Source organism: Enterobacter sp. JH25 (assembly GCF_021725435.1).
GTDB classification, from domain to species: Bacteria; Pseudomonadota; Gammaproteobacteria; order Enterobacterales; family Enterobacteriaceae; genus Enterobacter; species Enterobacter intestinihominis.
This window is the reverse complement of the sequence record NZ_CP091319.1, coordinates 3136647-3153454: the sequence shown is the minus strand read 5'-3', so window position 1 is coordinate 3153454 and position 16808 is coordinate 3136647. Positions and strand designations below refer to the sequence as shown.

16 protein-coding genes are annotated in these 16808 nt (G+C 59.6%); 11 read left to right on the top strand and 5 right to left on the bottom strand.

Annotation, left to right across the window (positions count from 1 at the left end):
* The first annotated feature begins 4 nt into the window (after positions 1-4).
* A complete protein-coding gene (nuoN, locus tag L2Y28_RS15140) occupies positions 5-1462 on the top strand; it encodes an NADH-quinone oxidoreductase subunit NuoN (RefSeq protein ID WP_022648825.1) in 1458 nt (485 codons plus the stop codon).
* Between the two features lie 99 nt (positions 1463-1561).
* Here the strand turns inward: nuoN and L2Y28_RS15135 are convergent, their stop codons facing one another.
* Positions 1562-2566, bottom strand: a complete 1005-nt coding sequence (locus L2Y28_RS15135) for a chemotaxis protein (protein ID WP_022648824.1) — start codon at positions 2564-2566, stop codon at positions 1562-1564.
* Positions 2567-2630: 64 nt separating this feature from the next.
* Complete coding sequence (gene rbn / locus L2Y28_RS15130; protein WP_022648823.1) at positions 2631-3548, bottom strand: ribonuclease BN; 918 nt, start codon at positions 3546-3548, stop codon at positions 2631-2633.
* A 71-nt stretch (positions 3549-3619) separates the two neighbouring features.
* Here rbn and L2Y28_RS15125 point away from each other — a divergent pair, with 71 nt between their 5' ends.
* The 8 genes from L2Y28_RS15125 (at position 3620) to menE (ending at position 11531) form a co-directional block, all read left to right on the top strand.
* Complete coding sequence (locus L2Y28_RS15125; protein WP_022648822.1) at positions 3620-4084, top strand: GNAT family N-acetyltransferase; 465 nt, start codon at positions 3620-3622, stop codon at positions 4082-4084.
* A 50-nt stretch (positions 4085-4134) separates the two neighbouring features.
* On the top strand, positions 4135-4440 hold the full coding sequence (gene elaB / locus L2Y28_RS15120) for a stress response protein ElaB (RefSeq protein ID WP_022648821.1): 306 nt from the start codon (positions 4135-4137) through the stop codon (positions 4438-4440).
* Positions 4441-4526: 86 nt separating this feature from the next.
* Positions 4527-5822: an isochorismate synthase MenF gene (menF, locus tag L2Y28_RS15115; protein ID WP_022648820.1), complete on the top strand. Its 1296-nt coding sequence runs from the start codon at positions 4527-4529 to the stop codon at positions 5820-5822.
* 88 nt (positions 5823-5910) lie between these two features.
* Positions 5911-7581, top strand: coding sequence for a 2-succinyl-5-enolpyruvyl-6-hydroxy-3-cyclohexene-1-carboxylic-acid synthase (gene menD / locus L2Y28_RS15110; protein ID WP_022648819.1), 1671 nt, complete (start codon positions 5911-5913; stop codon positions 7579-7581).
* Positions 7578-8354 carry a 2-succinyl-6-hydroxy-2,4-cyclohexadiene-1-carboxylate synthase gene (gene menH, locus L2Y28_RS15105; protein ID WP_022648818.1) on the top strand — a complete coding sequence of 259 codons (777 nt, stop codon included), beginning with the start codon at positions 7578-7580 and terminating at the stop codon, positions 8352-8354. Before menD ends, menH begins: the two co-directional genes overlap by 4 nt.
* A complete protein-coding gene (gene menB, locus L2Y28_RS15100; RefSeq protein ID WP_022648817.1) occupies positions 8351-9208 on the top strand; it encodes a 1,4-dihydroxy-2-naphthoyl-CoA synthase in 858 nt (285 codons plus the stop codon). Before menH ends, menB begins: the two co-directional genes overlap by 4 nt.
* The gene (gene menC, locus L2Y28_RS15095; RefSeq protein ID WP_022648816.1) at positions 9208-10173 is read left to right on the top strand and encodes an o-succinylbenzoate synthase; all 966 of its coding nucleotides are present in this window, start codon (positions 9208-9210) and stop codon (positions 10171-10173) included. Before menB ends, menC begins: the two co-directional genes overlap by 1 nt.
* Positions 10170-11531 carry an o-succinylbenzoate--CoA ligase gene (menE, locus tag L2Y28_RS15090; RefSeq protein WP_022648815.1) on the top strand — a complete coding sequence of 454 codons (1362 nt, stop codon included), beginning with the start codon at positions 10170-10172 and terminating at the stop codon, positions 11529-11531. The genes menC and menE overlap by 4 nt, the downstream gene beginning before the upstream one ends.
* Here the strand turns inward: menE and L2Y28_RS15085 are convergent, their stop codons facing one another.
* The 3 genes from L2Y28_RS15085 to L2Y28_RS15075 are packed head-to-tail and all read right to left on the bottom strand — an operon-like array spanning position 11532 to position 14481.
* Positions 11532-13046, bottom strand: coding sequence for a tripartite tricarboxylate transporter permease (locus L2Y28_RS15085; RefSeq protein WP_022648814.1), 1515 nt, complete (start codon positions 13044-13046; stop codon positions 11532-11534).
* An 11-nt stretch (positions 13047-13057) separates the two neighbouring features.
* Entirely contained in the window at positions 13058-13489 is a 432-nt protein-coding gene (locus L2Y28_RS15080) for a tripartite tricarboxylate transporter TctB family protein (protein WP_022648813.1), read from the bottom strand.
* Between the two features lie 11 nt (positions 13490-13500).
* Complete coding sequence (locus L2Y28_RS15075; RefSeq protein WP_022648812.1) at positions 13501-14481, bottom strand: tripartite tricarboxylate transporter substrate binding protein; 981 nt, start codon at positions 14479-14481, stop codon at positions 13501-13503.
* Between the two features lie 152 nt (positions 14482-14633).
* On the opposite strand from L2Y28_RS15075, the gene tctD reads away from it, so the two are divergent.
* Positions 14634-15308, top strand: coding sequence for a transcriptional regulator TctD (gene tctD / locus L2Y28_RS15070; protein ID WP_022648811.1), 675 nt, complete (start codon positions 14634-14636; stop codon positions 15306-15308).
* On the top strand, positions 15295-16704 hold the full coding sequence (locus tag L2Y28_RS15065) for a sensor histidine kinase (protein WP_022648810.1): 1410 nt from the start codon (positions 15295-15297) through the stop codon (positions 16702-16704). The genes tctD and L2Y28_RS15065 overlap by 14 nt, the downstream gene beginning before the upstream one ends.
* The last annotated feature ends 104 nt before the right edge of the window (positions 16705-16808 follow it).

Here is a 16808-nt window from a genome sequence, read left to right as displayed (position 1 = left end):
CGCCATGACAATAACTCCACAACAACTGATCGCGCTGCTACCGCTGCTGATCGTCGGATTGACGGTGGTGGTTGTGATGCTCTCCATTGCGTGGCGACGCAATCACTTCCTGAATGCGACCCTGTCCGTTCTGGGTCTGAACGCTGCGTTAGTCTCCCTCTGGTTTGTTGGCCAGGCGGGCGCAATGGACGTCACGCCGCTGATGCGCGTTGACGGCTACGCCATGCTCTACACCGGTCTGGTGCTGCTGGCGAGCCTGGCAACCTGTACCTTTGCGTACCCGTGGCTCGAAGGGTACAACGACAACAAAGAAGAGTTTTACCTGCTGGTACTGATTGCCGCACTGGGCGGCATTCTGCTGGCGAACGCGAACCACATGGCCGCGCTGTTCCTCGGTATTGAGCTGATCTCACTGCCGCTGTTCGGCCTGATTGGTTACGCCTTCCGCCAGAAACGCTCACTGGAAGCGGCTATCAAGTACACCATCTTGTCCGCTGCTGCGTCGTCGTTCCTGCTGTTCGGTATCGCGCTGCTGTATGCACAGACGGGTAACCTCTCCTTCCTGGCGCTCGGCAAGAGCCTCGGCGACGGCATGATGCATGAGCCGCTGCTGCTGGCGGGTCTGGGCATGATGATTGTAGGCCTTGGCTTTAAACTCTCTCTGGTGCCGTTCCACCTGTGGACGCCAGACGTTTATCAGGGTGCGCCAGCGCCGGTCTCTACCTTCCTGGCGACGGCGAGTAAAATCGCTATCTTTGGCGTGGTCATGCGTCTGTTCCTGTACGCCCCGGTGGGTGACAGCGAAGCGGTTCGCGTAGTGCTGGGCATTATCGCGTTCGTCTCCATCATCTTCGGTAACCTGATGGCGCTGAGCCAGACCAACATTAAGCGTCTGCTGGGCTACTCCTCAATCTCCCATCTGGGCTACCTGCTGGTGGCGCTGATTGCGCTGCAAAGCGGTGAGATGTCGATGGAAACCGTGGGTGTGTATCTGGCCGGTTACCTGTTCAGCAGTCTCGGCGCGTTCGGCGTGGTGAGCCTGATGTCCAGCCCGTACCGTGGCCCGGATGCAGATTCCCTGTTCTCCTACCGTGGTCTGTTCTGGCACCGTCCGATTCTGTCTGCGGTAATGACCGTGATGATGCTCTCTCTGGCGGGTATCCCGATGACGCTGGGCTTTATCGGTAAGTTCTACGTGCTGGCCGTCGGTGTGCAGGCGGGTCTGTGGTGGCTGACTGCCGGTGTCGTTATCGGCTCCGCGATTGGTCTTTACTACTACCTGCGTGTGGCTGTGAGCCTGTACCTGAGCGCGCCTCAGCAGCTCAACCGTGATGCACCGTCCAACTGGCAGTACAGCGCCGGGGGGATCGTGGTGCTGATCTCCGCGCTTCTGGTGCTAATCTTCGGTATCTATCCGCAGCCGCTGATTGAGATTGTGCAGCGCGCGATGCCGCTGATGTAAAAGCAAAAAACCCGCCTCGGCGGGTTTTTTATTGCCCAGCGGCGCTACGCTTGCAGGGCCTAAGGGTCTTGTAGGTCGGGTAAGCGAAGCGCCACCCGACTAAGCTAACTGCTTCCTGCTTATAAGCGGCCCGTCAATCTTCTTCATCGAGCGGTCCAGCACCTCTTCAATCACCGACGACAGCTCATTCAGCTCAAACTTCGCCACATAGCCGTCAGCCTTCACTTTGCGTATATGATCTTCGTTCGCGTTGCCGGAAAGAGACGAGTGGATCACCACCGGAATATCTTTCAGTACCGGGTCAGTTTTGATTTTGCGCGTCAGCGTAAAGCCGTCCATCTCCGGCATTTCGAGGTCGGTTAATACCAGGGCAATCTTATCGGTAACGGGGACGCCCTCAGCCTGAGCCTGCGCGGCCAGCTGAGTGATTTTCTCCCATGCGTCTTTGCCGGTGATATGTAGCTGAGCCGGGATCTCCATTGCCTGCAATCCCTTCTCCAGCATTGAGCGCGCTACTTTCGAGTCTTCAGCAACAATCGCGACAGAGCCAGGCTTGATGTTGAATTTGGTGGTTTCCAGATGGGTGGCGTGCAGATCGTGGTTCGCCGGGGTGATGTCATACAGGATCTGCTCCACGTCGAGCACCATTGCCAGATCGTTGGTATCGGTCTTTTCGTCCAGACAGGCAATGCTGGTGATGTAGCGACCGCTGACGGCGGTTTCCGCGGCGTGCACCTGCTTCCAGTCGAGACGCATGATGTTCTCCACCGATTCCACGGCAAACGCCTGCACGCTGCGGGCATATTCGGTGATCAGCAAAATGTTTAGCCCGGTGGCTGGCTTGCAGCCGGCGACGGCGGCCAGATCGATCACCGGGATCACCTGGTCGCGAATATTTACCATCCCCATCAGCGGAGACTTCATTCCCGCTGGTTTGGTGAAGGTCGGCATCGGCACAATTTCGCGCAGTTTGAACACGTTGATGCCGAACAGCTCGGATTTATTTTCGTTCAGAGAGGTGCCAAGACGGAACAGCAACAGTTCAAAACGGTTGGACTGGGTCAGGTTCGCCCTGTCATCAATATCTTTCTGGAAATTATCCATTCTACCCTCAAGAGAAATGCTGGCCTTTTAATCGTTATCGGCACCCTGAGGGAAAAATGAAGGACTAAACGCTGACCTGAGCAAAATCTTCCGCCAGCTCGCATGCCGGGAACACCTCCCGACACTCTGCCAGCAGGCTTTCACAGCCGCGGACGTCATAGCGTGAGCTGACGTGAGTGACAATCAGTTTCCGGACGCCAGCCTCGCGCGCCAGCTGCGCAGCCTGACGCGTTGAGCTGTGCCCCCGGCTGTTGGCTTTTTCTTCCATCGCCGCTTCCAGCGTTGCCTCATGCACCATCACATCCACACCCCCGGCAAGCCGGAGCGCCGAAGGGCAGGGGGCGGTATCCCCAAAAATAGCCAGTTTTTTGCCCGGCTGCGGCGGCGCAAGGTAATCCTGACCGTTGATGACGCGCCCGTCTTCCAGCGTGACGGTCTCGCCGTGCTTCAGACGCTGGAACAGCGGGCCAGGTTTCACCCCATCGGCCTGCAACGCGGCGGCGTTCAGCGCGCCGGGCTTGTCATGCTCCTCAACGCGATAGCCGTAGCATTCCACCGGATGGTTAAGCGGGTAAGCGCGCACCTGGTAATCTCCGTCGTCGAACACCAGACCTTCGCCGATCTCAACCACCTCCAGCGGATAATCGGTCCACGAGCCGCTCAGGCGCAGCGTGGTCTCAACGAATGCCTGAATACCCGCAGGGCCATAAATGGTCAGCGGGTTAGCGTTACCGGCCATCGAACGGCTACACAGCAGGCCCGGCAGGCCAAACAGATGGTCGCCGTGCAGATGGGTGATAAATATTTTATCCACTTTCCCCGGGTGGTATGAGGTATGCAGCAACTGATGCTGCGTACCTTCGCCGCAGTCAAACAGCCACAGCCCGCCGCGGGTAGGATGCTTAAGATCCAGCAGAATCGCCGTCACGTTTCGTGAGCGGGTTGGCACGCCCGCGGACGTACCCAGAAAAATCAGTTCCATAACGCAATCAGCCCTTTGCCGAATGGGAAGGGGTTTAGTATAACGTGATGAACCCCAGGAAGGAGAAACACATGATCCAGTGGCAAGATCTACACCACAGCGAACTGACTATTCAGTCACTCTACGCCCTGCTCAAACTGCGCTGCGAAGTTTTTGTGGTTGAACAAACCTGCCCGTATCAGGATATCGACGGCGATGACCTGGTCGGCGAGAACCGGCACATCCTCGGCTGGCGCGATAACGAGCTGGTGGCGTATACGAGGATTCTGAAAAGCGAAGAGGATTTTGACCCTGTCGTCATTGGCCGCGTCATTATCAGCGGAAGCGCGCGCGGTGAAAAGCTGGGCTATCAGCTGATGGAAAAAACGCTGGACGCATGCCTGAAACGGTGGCCAGACAAGGCGTTATACCTGGGCGCGCAGGCGCATTTGCAATCATTCTATGGCCATTTTGGTTTTACCCCAGTCACGGACATTTACGATGAAGATGGCATCCCACATATTGGTATGGCGCGCGAAGCGAAACAGGCGCAATAGCGAGACGTTGTCTATAGTTATCGGACTGGTGTACTAACATGGAGAAAAATATGTCATTTCAATCCTGGGATACCCGAGCAGACGACGATTTAACGCTGTTAAGCGAAACGCTGGAAGAAGTACTGCGCTCTTCAGGCGATCCTGCCGATCAGAAGTACATTGAGCTCAAAGCCCGCGCCGAGCAGGCGCTGCATGACGTGAAAAACCGCGTCAGCAACGCATCCGACAATTACTACTACCGCGCCAAACAGGCGGTTTATCGTGCCGACGATTATGTGCACGAAAAGCCGTGGCAGGGCATTGGGGTCGGTGCGGCCGTAGGGCTGGTGCTGGGCCTGCTGTTAGCCCGTCGTTAAGCCGGTAAACCCCTCCCTACACGTGGGTACTGCTATTTATCATCAGTACCCCGTATAATGTAAGGTTTTAACAGGGAGAGGTTCGCGTGCATTCGATTTCCATCGCGCTGGAACGCCTGCGCACTCAGCTTGCGCAAGCGTTACCCGCTACACCCGGTTTACGCCATTTCGATGTCTCTTTCCCGTTAAACGACGCCTTCGATCCGCTGGCCTGGCTGGGTGTGCAGCGATGCTATCCCCAGTTTTACTGGCAACAGCGGAGCGGTGATGAAGAACTTGCCGCGCTCGGAAGCCTCGCCCATTTTGACTCTCTGGCCTCGGCCTCCCGGTTTTTGCACACCCATGACGTAGCCAATGATACCCGTATCTGCGGCCTGAACGCCTTCAACCCGGCACAGGGAAAGCTGTTTTTACCGCGCCTTCTCTGGCGACGGTCTGGCGGGGTCGCCACGCTGCGCCTGCAACTGTGGAGCGAAACGTCGCTGTGTGACGATGCCGGTGACGCACTGAAGTTTATTGATAACCTGCGCGACGCCGCGCCGATCCGCCCGTTGTCCGTGCAGATTGTGCAGGAAACCCATCATCCGGAAAAACCGGAATGGCTGGCGTTGATTCGTCAGGCGACGGATACCCTTGCTCGCGGCGATTTTGAGAAAGTGGTGCTCGCACGTGCTACAGACGTGCAGTGCCGGCAGCCCGTGAACGCCATCGCGCTAATGGCCGCCAGCCGCGCGCTAAACCTCAACTGCTATCATTTTTGTATGGTCTTTGACGCCAGCAACGCGTTCCTCGGCTCGACGCCCGAGCGACTTTGGCGGCGACGCGGCATGCTGCTGCGCACTGAAGCGCTGGCAGGCACCGTCGCCAGCCATTCTGACGATAAGCAGGCCCAGCGTCTGGGCGACTGGCTGATGAACGACGACAAAAATCAGCGGGAAAATATGCTGGTGGTGGAAGATATCTGCCAGCGTCTTCAGCACCATACCCGGACGCTGGAGATCCTCCCAGCGCAGGTGCTGCGTCTGCGCAAGGTGCAGCATTTACGCCGCTGTATCTGGACCGAACTCAAACAGTCTGATGACGAGCAGTGTCTGCATATTCTGCAACCGACGGCGGCGGTGGCCGGGCTGCCGCGTCAGGCAGCGCGAGAATTTATTGCGAAAGTGGAGCCGTTTGACCGGGAGTGGTACGCCGGATCGGCGGGCTATTTATCGCGCAATCAAAGCGAGTTCTGCGTGGCATTACGCTCCGCCCGCGTTCATGACGCCGCGCTGCGTCTTTATGCGGGGGCGGGCATCGTCAGCGGCTCCGATCCAGAGCAGGAGTGGCAGGAGATCGAAAATAAGGCCGCCGGGCTGCGTTCCCTCCTCCTGAGGGATTAATACTGATTCGTGCAATCCCGATTCATATCAAAATTCTGACTTTTTCTATTATTTATACTGTGTCGCATTCTTGATACTGGACAATCTCATGTCAGTAAGTTCTTTTAACCGACGCTGGGCGACGGTGATCCTTGAAGCCCTGACTCGCCATGGTGTCAGGCATGTGTGTATTGCTCCGGGCTCTCGCTCCACGCCGCTCACCCTTGCTGCGGCGGAAAACAGGGCTTTTATTCATCACACCCATTTTGACGAGCGTGGTCTCGGCCACCTGGCGCTCGGGCTGGCGAAAGTCAGCAACGCGCCCGTGGCGGTGATAGTGACTTCCGGCACGGCGGTGGCAAACCTCTATCCGGCGCTGATTGAAGCGGGGTTAACCGGCGAAAAGCTGATTTTACTCACCGCCGATCGTCCTCCGGAACTTATTGACTGCGGCGCGAACCAGGCGATTCGTCAGCCTGGCATTTTTGCCTCGCATCCTTCACAGACGGTCTCGTTGCCGCGCCCCACCCAGGATATTCCCGCCAGCTGGCTGGTCTCAACTCTCGACCACGCCATGAACGCACTGCGCAGCGGCGGGCTGCACATTAACTGCCCGTTTGCCGAACCGCTGTACGGCGAAATGAACGAGACCGGCCTAGCCTGGCAACAGCAGCTGGGAGAATGGTGGGAGAGCGAAAAGCCCTGGCTGCGTGAGCAGACGCATCTGGAAAGCGCTAAGCAGCGCGACTGGTTCTTCTGGCGCCAGAAGCGCGGGGTGGTGATTGCCGGGCGGATGAGTGCGGCGGAAGGCAAGCTGGCGGCGGAGTGGGCACAAACGCTTGGCTGGCCGCTGATTGGTGACGTGCTTTCCCAGACGGGCCAGCCGCTGCCCTGCGCTGACCTCTGGCTGGGGAACGCGAAAGCGGTCACCGAGCTGGCGCAGGCGCAAATTGTCGTCCAGCTGGGCTCGAGCCTGACGGGCAAGCGACTGCTCCAGTGGCAGGCCACCTGTACGCCAGAAGAGTACTGGCTGGTGGACCCGCTCGAAGGACGCCTTGACCCGGCGCACCATCGCGGTCGCCGCCTGGTGAGCGATATTGACAGCTGGCTGGAATTGCATCCGGCGGAAAAACGCAAACCCTGGGCGGTGGAGATCCCGGCGCTGTCGCGTCAGGCGTGGGAACTCACCAAAGCGCAGTGCGAGGAGTTCAGTGAAGCCGGGCTGGCGCACCGTATCCGCAAATATCTTCCCGAGCAGGGGCAACTTTTTGTCGGTAACAGCCTGGTGGTGCGCCTGATTGACGCCTTTTCGCAGCTGCCCGCGGGTTATCCGGTATACAGCAACCGGGGCGCGAGCGGCATTGACGGGCTGATCTCCACCGCCGCTGGCGTACAGCGGGCCAGCGCAAAATCCACGCTGGCGATTGTGGGGGATCTCTCAGCCCTCTACGATCTCAACGCGCTGGCGCTCCTGCGTCAGGCGTCGGCTCCGTTCGTGCTGATTGTTGTTAACAATAACGGCGGACAGATTTTCTCCCTGCTGCCGACGCCGCAAAGCGAACGTGAGCGCTTCTATCTGATGCCGCAAAACGTGCAGTTCGAACACGCCGCCGCCATGTTCAGCCTGAAGTACCATCGCCCGGAAAACTGGGACGCGCTGGAGACGGCGCTGAACACCGCCTGGCGGCAGCCTGGCGCGACGCTGATTGAGCTGGTGGTAAACGATTCTGACGGCGCGCAGAAGCTGCAACATCTGCTGGCGCAGGTGAGTCACCTGTGATCCTCGCTGGCGTCACTCAGCCCGGAAAACCAGGCTACCCCTGGCTGGTTTTCCTGCACGGTTTTTCCGGCGACTGTCGTGAGTGGCAGACCGTTGGGGCGTCGCTGCATGACTACCCCAGGCTCTACCTTGACCTGCCCGGGCACGGTGGTTCAGCGGATACGGGCGTGACGGGGTTTGCAGAGGTAAGTGAATTGCTCACGTATACCTTAATTAGTTACAACATACTAAATTACTGGCTGGTAGGGTACTCACTCGGTGGCCGCATTGCGATGTTCCATGCCTGCCAGCATCCTGCGGGGTTAGACGGGGTGATTGTGGAAGGTGGACACCCTGGGCTGCAAGACGTCGAGGCGCGCCAGACGCGGCTGACCTCGGACCGCCGCTGGGCGTCACGTTTTCGCAGTGAGCCGCTTGAAGCCGTCTTTGCCGACTGGTATCAACAGCCGGTCTTTACCTCCCTTACGGATGAACAGCGCAACGCGCTGATCGCGCTGCGTAGCCGGAACAACGGCCCGAGGCTGGCTGAGATGCTGGAAGCCACCTCGCTTGCCGTTCAGCCTGATTTACGTCCCGCGCTCACCGCGCGTGATTTTTCTTTCGACTATCTCTATGGCGAACGTGACGGGAAGTTTGCAGCCATCGCTGCTGAACTTAACGCCATGCGTCATGCTATCCCTCATGCCGGACACAACGCCCACCGGGACAACCCGGAAGCGGTTGCCGCGAGTCTGGCTCAGATACTGCGTTATCGAACAAAGGACACGCTATGATCTATCCTGATGAAAACATGCTTTACGCGCCGGTTGAATGGCAGGACTGCTCCGAAGGCTACACCGACATTCGCTACCACAAATCCACCGATGGTATCGCCAAAATCACCATCAATCGTCCACAGGTACGCAACGCGTTTCGTCCGCTGACCGTAAAAGAGATGATCCAGGCGCTGGCGGATGCCCGCTACGACGACAACATCGGCGTCATCATCCTCACCGGGGAAGGGGAGAAAGCCTTCTGCTCGGGCGGCGATCAGAAAGTCCGCGGCGACTACGGCGGATACCAGGATGATGCCGGCACGCACCACCTGAACGTGCTGGATTTCCAGCGCCAGATCCGCACCTGTCCAAAACCAGTGGTTGCGATGGTGGCAGGTTATTCCATCGGCGGCGGTCACGTGCTGCACATGATGTGTGACCTGACTATCGCGGCGGAAAATGCCATTTTCGGTCAGACTGGCCCGAAAGTTGGCTCCTTCGACGGCGGCTGGGGGGCGTCCTACATGGCGCGCATCGTCGGCCAGAAAAAAGCCCGCGAAATCTGGTTCCTGTGCCGTCAGTACAACGCCCAGGAAGCGCTGGACATGGGGCTGGTTAACACCGTGGTGCCGATCGCCGATCTGGAAAAAGAGACCGTGCGCTGGTGTCGCGAAATGCTGCAAAACAGCCCAATGGCGCTGCGCTGCCTGAAAGCGGCCCTCAACGCCGACTGTGACGGTCAGGCGGGACTTCAGGAGCTGGCGGGTAACGCCACCATGCTGTTCTATATGACCGAAGAGGGTCAGGAAGGGCGCAACGCGTTCAACGAAAAACGCCAGCCAGACTTCAGCAAATACAAACGGAACCCGTAATGCGTCGCGCGCAGGTTTACCGCTGGCAGATACCGATGGACGCGGGCGTGGTACTGCGTGAAAGGCGGTTAAAAACCCGTGATGGCTTTTTCGTGCATCTCCGGCAGGGCGAGCGGGAAGGGTGGGGCGAAATCGCCCCGCTTCCGGGCTTTAGCCTGGAAACGCTGGATGAGGCGCAGGCGGCGCTGATGGCCTGGACGCACGAATGGCGTGAGGGGGCAGATCCGTCGCTGCCGGACGTTCCTTCCGTCGCGTTCGGCATCAGCTGCGCGCTGGCAGAGCTGGACGGCCGTTTGCCGGATGCGGCGAATTATCGCGCCGCGCCACTCTGTTCCGGCGATCCGGATGAACTTTTCGTGCTGCTCTCCGGGATGCCTGGCGAGAAGGTGGCGAAAATTAAGGTCGGCCTGTACGAAGCGGTGCGCGACGGAATGGTGGTTAACCTGTTACTGGAAGCCATTCCCGATCTGCACCTGCGCCTGGACGCCAACCGCGCCTGGACGCCGCTCAGGGCGCAGCAGTTTGCGAAGTACGTCAACCCGGCGTACCGCAACCGCATCGCGTTTCTCGAAGAGCCGTGCAAAACGCGCGACGACTCTCGCGCCTTCGCCCGGGAAACCGGCATTGCCATTGCCTGGGATGAGAGCCTGCGCGAAGCCGGTTTTACGTTTGCCGCCGAGCCGGGCGTCGGTGCCGTGGTCATTAAGCCAACGCTGACCGGCAGCCTCGACAAGGTGCGCGAGCAGGTTGCGGCGGCCCATGCCGCAGGGCTGACGGCGGTGATCAGTTCATCCATCGAATCCAGCCTCGGGCTGACGCAACTGGCGCGCATCGCTGCATGGTTAACGCCGGACACCGTTCCCGGTCTTGATACGCTAAACCTGATGCAGGCCCAGCTGATTCGCCAGTGGCCGGACAGCACCTTGCCGTGCCTCGATGTCGGGACGCTGGAGCCGCTGCAATGACTTTTACCGACTGGCCGTGGCGGCACTGGCGCTCCAGGAGTGCCGATACACCCGCGCTGCGTTTAGACGATATAACGCTCAACTGGTCACAGTTGGGCGAGCGTATCGATCGTCTGGCAGCCGGTTTTCAGTCTCAGGGTGTCAGGGACGGGGACGGCGTCATGCTGCTCGCCCACAACCATCCGCAGACCCTGCTGGCCTGGCTGGCGCTGCTTCAGTGCGGCGCCCGCATTTTGCCGGTGAACCCTCAGCTTCCCCGTCCACTGCTGGACGTCCTCCTGCCGCAGATGACCCTGCGCTTTGCGCTGGTGCTTAACGGTGAGTATGACGGTCTGCCTGGGCTGGTATTAAGAGAGGGCGAGGAGCAGGGCGGCGTGACGTGGCGGGCAGAACGGCTGGCCTCGATGACGCTCACCTCCGGCTCCACCGGCTTGCCAAAAGCGGCGGTGCACACCTGTGCCGCCCACCTTGCCAGCGCAAAAGGCGTGTTGTCGCTGATGCCTTATGGCGGTGATGACGACTGGCTGCTGTCCTTGCCGCTGTTTCACGTCTCCGGTCAGGGGATTTTGTGGCGCTGGTTGCAGGGCGGAGGCCGTCTCACCGTGCGTGAAAAACAGCCGCTGGAGCAGGCCCTGCAGGGCTGTACCCACGCCTCGCTGGTGCCGACGCAGCTGTGGCGGCTGCTCAATTCACACCATCCCGTTGCGCTGAAAGCCGTGCTGCTCGGCGGGGCGGAAATCCCCGTTGAGCTGACCGAACAGGCGCGCAAGCAGGGGATCCGCACGTTCTGCGGCTACGGTCTGACCGAGTTCGCCTCCACCGTCTGCGCCAAAGAGGCCGACGGCGCGCCGGACGTGGGCAGCGCGCTGCCGGGCAGAGACCTTCAGGTGGTGAACGGTGAAGTCTGGATCCGGGCGGAAAGCATGGCGGCGGGCTACTGGCGAGACGGCGCCTTACTGCCGCTGGTCAACGAGCAGGGCTGGTTCGCCACCCGCGATCGCGGCGAGTGGCATGACGGACGCCTGACCATTCTGGGCCGAATGGACAATCTCTTTTTCAGCGGCGGAGAAGGGATCCAGCCGGAAGCGCTGGAGCGCGTTATCGTCACACATCCGCAGGTAAGCCAGGTGTTTATCGTCCCGCTGGATGACGCCGAATACGGGCAACGCCCGGTGGCGGTAGTGGAATGTGAGCCGGGCACGGATATCACGCTGTTGCCGGAGTGGGTTCAGGGCAGGCTGGCGCGCTTTGAGCAGCCGGTACACTGGCTGGCGCTGCCGTCAGAACTGAAAAATGGCGGGATAAAGATCTCCCGCCAGGCGTTAAGGCAGTGGGTCAATGCCCTGTTGAGGGGCTAATCAGCCGATATCCGGCTGCGGTTTCTGCTGGCGTCGACGCATCCAGCGCAGCACCGGCGGCACGACAATCACCATGATCGCCATCGCCAGCAGGATCTTCGTCACGCTGCTCTCCCACAGGATCGCCATGTTGCCATTGCTGATGGAGAGGGCGCGGCGCAGGTTCTGCTCCAGCATTTCCCCCAATACAAACCCTAAAATCAGCGGCGACATCGGGAAGTGCATCTTGCGCAGAATGTAGCCCAGCACGCCGAGCAGCACCATTAACACCAGGTCGAAGGTGGTGCTGTGCACTGCGTACACCCCAACCGCAGAGACGGCGGCGATGGCCGGGACCAGGAACCACAGGGGAATGGTCAGCATGCGGGTGAACAGCCCGATCAGCGGGATGTTCATCACCAGCAGCATCACGTTGGCGATCAGCAGCGCCGCAATCAAGCCCCAGACGATATCGGGCTGCTCGGTAAACATCGCCGGACCCGGGGTGATGTTATAGAGCGTCAGCGCGCCCATCATCACCGCCGTGGTGCCGGAGCCCGGCACGCCGAGGGTCAGCATCGGGATAAACGAGCCGCAGGCCGAGGCGTTATTCGCCGCCTCCGGTGCCGCCACGCCGCGGATATCGCCTTTGCCGAAGCTGTCGCTGTTACCGCTCAGCTTTTTCTCGGTCATGTAGGTGATGGCGCTGGCGATAGTCGCCCCCGCGCCGGGCAGAATGCCGACGAAGAAACCGATCACCGCTGAACGCAGGGTGGCACCCACACACTGCGCCCCCTCTTTGGCATTAAAGAGCATACGTCCGGTTTTACGCACCAGCGTCTGCCCGCTGCTGGTATGTTCCAGCATCAGTAAGATTTCTGAGACAGAGAACAGACCAATCACCACGACGATAAACTGCACGCCGTCAGACAGGTGGACGCTGTCGAAGGTAAAGCGATAAACCCCGGTGTTGGCATCCACGCCGACGGTGGCCAGACTGAGGCCAATCAACGCAGACAAAAACGACTTCAGCGGATTCTGCGCCATCATGCTGCCGAGACAGGCGATGGCGAATACCATCAGGGCAAAATACTCGGCCGGACCAAACGCCAGCGACCACTGGGCCAGCGCCGGGGCGAAGAGGATGATGCCGCCAATGGCGATCAGGGAGCCAAAGAACGAGCTGACGGCGGAAATAGAGAGCGCCACGCCGCCGCGTCCCTGCTGCGCCATCGGATAGCCATCCAGCGCGGTCATAATGGCAGCGGCATCGCCGGGCACGTTAAGCAGTATCGAGGAAATACGCCCCCCGTATTCGCAGCCGATATAAACCGTCGCCAGCAGGATCAACGCCGATTCCGCAGGCAGGTGCAGCGCAAAGGCCAGCGGCAGTAAAATCGCCACGCCGTTGATAGGCCCAAGGCCCGGCAGCAGGCCAACGATCGTCCCGACGAAACAGCCGATCAGGGCGATCACCAGGTTTTCCGGGGTCATCGCTACCGCGAACCCCTGAGAGAGATAGATCCAGGTATCCATAGCGTGCTCCGTTAGTTAAACCATGCGCCGAGCGGCAGGGTCACGTCCAGCAGGCGGTCGAAGGCGTACCAGAGTAAAATGCCCAGTACGACCCCGGAGATCCCCGCCGCAGGCAGCGAGGCGTTAAACAGTATGCCAATCACCATCGTCAGCAGGGCGGTGGCGATCGGGAAGCCGAGCCACTCAAAGCCCCACGCGTACATCAGCAGAACAATCACCATTACCAGCAGACGTTGCAGCGTGCGGCGTGGCGGCCACTCCACGGTGTCCGGATGGCGCAGCAGCAGGGCCACCGAGCAGAGCAGCATCAGGCCGACAATGCCTACGGGAAAGGGGCGTGGCCCCACGGGTTCATAGCTGTATTCGCTGTGGATCTGCCAGGCGACGAACAGGCCGCCAATGCAGAGCAGCAGCCATATCCCGGCAAAAATGCGATCGCTCATAGCGCCTCCGGTTATTTCGCAAGACCAAAGGCTTTCGCCTGTTCGCGATAGTCATTCACCTGTTTTTTCACGTACTCGTCCAGCTGCTTGCCGTTCAGGTTGAACTCAAACAGCCCGCGCAGATCGCGCTGTTTTTTGAACTCCTCGGTTTGCTGAAGTTTTGCGAAGGTATCCACCCACCACTGGTACTCGGCGTCGGTCACTTTTGGCCCGACGAAGAAGCCACGGATGATCGGCCAGACCAGGTTATAACCCTGCTCTTTGGCGGTTGGGACGTCTGCCAGCTGGCCCGGCAGACGGTTTTCTGAGAAGACCGCCAGCACGCGGATCTTATCCCCGCTCAGGTAGGGCACCATTTCGCTGAGATCGCCCGATACTGCCTGCACGTGATTGCCCATCAGCGCCGTCACCGGCTCACCGCCGCCTTCAAAGGCCACGTAACGCATTTTGTGCGGATCTACTTTGGCCTGCTGCGCCAGCAGCGCGGCTTTCATCCAGTCCTGGCTGCCGATAGAGGCGCCTGCGCCAATCACCACGCTGTTCGGATCTTTTTCCATGGCGGTCAGCAGATCTTTCAGGGATTTCCACGGGGAGTCCGCGCGAACGGCGATCATGCCGTAATCGGTGCCCACGGTGGCGAGCCAGCGCACGTCATTTACGTCATAACGACCAAATTTCCCCTGCGACAGGTTCAGCAGCGAGCCGCCGGAGAAGGCCACCACGGTGCCGGGTTCAGCAGGGCGCTGGGCGACGATGGCGTTATAGGCTACCGCGCCCACGCCGCCGGGCATGTAGGTGACGCGCATCGGTTTCTCAATGGCCTTCGTCTCCAGCAGGCTGACCTGAATCAGCTTACAGGTCAGGTCGAAGCCGCCGCCGGGTTTGGCCGGGGCGATACACTCGGTGCGGGACGGGGTGTCCTGCGCCTGGACGACAGAGGCACTCAACAGCAATGCGCTTGCAGCAAGGGTAGAAAGTAATTGTTTTTTCATCGTTTATCCTCACGCCGGAGAACCGGGAGTACGAGTACGGGTGTCTTTTTTCTGATTATGTGAACCACCTTGTAGCGGTTCCGTTGCGTGATTGTTAAAACAATAACCTTTCATTTCCCTTTCACTGCGACACCAACTTTACAGGATGTGATATGCGTCTCTTACTCGCGGAAGATAATCGTGAGCTGGCTCACTGGCTGGAGAAAGCGCTGGTACAAAGCGGATTTGCCGTGGATTGCGTCAACGATGGACGGGCGGCCGATCACCTTTTGCAGGGGGAAAACTATGCCGTCGCGATCCTTGATATCGGCATGCCCGGCTTCGGCGGGCTGGAGGTGGTGCATCGTCTGAGAAAGCGCGGGCAGACGCTGCCGGTGCTGTTTCTCACCGCCCGCAGCAACGTAGCAGACAGGGTGAAAGGGCTGAATGCCGGGGCGGATGACTATCTGCCGAAGCCGTTCGAGCTGGAGGAGCTTGATGCCCGCCTGCGTGCGCTGCTGCGCCGCAGTGAAGGACGAACCCAGGAGCGCCAGCGGCTGGGAGAGCTGGAGTACGAGGATGAAGGCTTTTTTCTGCTGCGCGATGAACCCCTTTCCCTCACGCCACGCGAACTCTCTTTGCTGAAGGTGCTGATGCACCGCCGGACCCGTCCGGTCTCCCGGCAACAGCTCTTCGACCAGGTGTTCAGCCTGAACGACGACGTCAGCCCCGAGAGTATCGATCTCTATATTCACCGCCTGCGTAAGAAGCTGACCGGCAGCGGCGTGCGGATCACCACCCTCCGGGGACTGGGCTACGTGCTGGAGTGCGGCGATGAAGTGGGTTAAGCCGCAGTCGCTTTACCTGCAACTTTTGCTCTTTCTGGGTTTGCCGCTGCTGCTGTTATGGGGGCTGTCAGCCTTTAACAGCTACGTTAGCGCGCTACAGGCGGCGACGCAGGCCTATGACCGTACGCTGTTATCCTCGGCGCGCACCGTGTCTGAGCGGCTGGTGGTGCACAAGGGCAAGCTGCTGGTGAACGTGCCCTGGGTCGTGCTCGACAGCTTTGAGCTGAACATGAACGATCGCCTCTACTACAAGGTGGTTGACCCTGACGGGCGGACGATCTCCGGCTATGACGATCTGCCAAATATGCCTCCCTCCACGTCGCGTACCACTCACTATCCGGCGCTGGCGTGGTTTTATCATACCGAGTATCGCGGGCAGGCGATCCGCGTGGCGAAGCTGCTCCAGCCGGTTAACGAAGATAATGTGTTCGGGATGGCGGAAATTTATGTCGCAGAAACGTTGCAGTCGCGGCGCTATCTGGCCACACAGCTGCTGTTTTCCTCACTCGTGTCGCAGGGGCTGCTGGTGCTGCTGACGCTGGTCCTGACCGCCTGGCTGCTGCGCCGCGTGCTGCGCCCAATGCGGCAACTCTCTTCGCTGATGGTGCGCCGTGAGCCCGGGCTGCTGGCCCCGCTGCCGGAGCTGCTGCCCTGGTCGGAAACGCGGCTGCTGATTGTGGCGTTTAACCGTTACATCGACCGGTTGCGCGGCGTACTTTCGCGGCAGGAGCGCTTCAATGCCGATGCCTCACACCAGCTCAAAACGCCGCTGGCGGTGCTAAAAACGCAGGTATCCGTTGCTCTGACGCGTAACGATCCGGCGCTGTGGCAGGAGAGCTTACGGGCAATGAACGTTACGCTGGATAACACCATCGTGCTGACGGAAAGGCTGTTACAGCTTTCGGCGGTGAAGCGGAAAGAGCAGGGGGAGCGACAGTTTGCCCCTGTCGATCTGGTGCAGGTGGTGCAAAACTGCTGCTTTTCGCGGCTGGCACAGGCGCGCAGCAAGGGTATCGATCTCGGTTATGACGGCGTACAGCAGCCGGTAATGATTGAGGGGGATGACGTTTTGCTGGGCGAACTCTGCGCTAACCTGCTGGAGAATGCGATCAAATACACGCCGGAGCAGGGCATCGTGACGGTGTACCTGCGCATGGATAACGATGCCGTTGAGCTGAGCGTGGAGGACAGCGGACCGGGTATTGCCGAAGACCAGATCTCCCAGGCCATGCTGCCGTTTCATCGGCTGGATAACGTGGGCGATGCCGCCGGGTCCGGCATTGGCCTAGCGCTGGCCAACGATATTGCCCGCCTGCACCGCAGCCATCTTCAGCTGATGCACAGTGAAAATCTGGGCGGCCTGTGCGTAAAAATGCGTTTTTTATTGATGATATAAATACCGATATTATCAAATCGTTACAAACTAATTGCCCGATGTCCACTGAGCGCATTGATCCCACAGACAGTCAGGTTAAAATCTCGCGGTTTTTGGACATCTCT

Bases quoted from the DNA above. Each gene is read 5' to 3' on its own strand.
- nuoN (WP_022648825.1), top strand. From the start codon at position 5: ATGACAATAACTCCACAACAACTGATCGCGCTGCTACCGCTGCTGATC.
- L2Y28_RS15075 (WP_022648812.1), bottom strand. From the start codon at position 14,481: ATGAAAAAACAATTACTTTCTACCCTTGCTGCAAGCGCATTGCTGTTG.
- L2Y28_RS15125 (WP_022648822.1), top strand. From the start codon at position 3,620: ATGATCCAGTGGCAAGATCTACACCACAGCGAACTGACTATTCAGTCA.
- menD (WP_022648819.1), top strand. From the start codon at position 5,911: ATGTCAGTAAGTTCTTTTAACCGACGCTGGGCGACGGTGATCCTTGAA.
- menE (WP_022648815.1), top strand. From the start codon at position 10,170: ATGACTTTTACCGACTGGCCGTGGCGGCACTGGCGCTCCAGGAGTGCC.
- tctD (WP_022648811.1), top strand. From the start codon at position 14,634: ATGCGTCTCTTACTCGCGGAAGATAATCGTGAGCTGGCTCACTGGCTG.
- L2Y28_RS15080 (WP_022648813.1), bottom strand. From the start codon at position 13,489: ATGAGCGATCGCATTTTTGCCGGGATATGGCTGCTGCTCTGCATTGGC.
- L2Y28_RS15085 (WP_022648814.1), bottom strand. From the start codon at position 13,046: ATGGATACCTGGATCTATCTCTCTCAGGGGTTCGCGGTAGCGATGACC.
- menC (WP_022648816.1), top strand. From the start codon at position 9,208: ATGCGTCGCGCGCAGGTTTACCGCTGGCAGATACCGATGGACGCGGGC.
- elaB (WP_022648821.1), top strand. From the start codon at position 4,135: ATGTCATTTCAATCCTGGGATACCCGAGCAGACGACGATTTAACGCTG.
- menB (WP_022648817.1), top strand. From the start codon at position 8,351: ATGATCTATCCTGATGAAAACATGCTTTACGCGCCGGTTGAATGGCAG.
- rbn (WP_022648823.1), bottom strand. From the start codon at position 3,548: ATGGAACTGATTTTTCTGGGTACGTCCGCGGGCGTGCCAACCCGCTCA.
- L2Y28_RS15135 (WP_022648824.1), bottom strand. From the start codon at position 2,566: ATGGATAATTTCCAGAAAGATATTGATGACAGGGCGAACCTGACCCAG.
- L2Y28_RS15065 (WP_022648810.1), top strand. From the start codon at position 15,295: ATGAAGTGGGTTAAGCCGCAGTCGCTTTACCTGCAACTTTTGCTCTTT.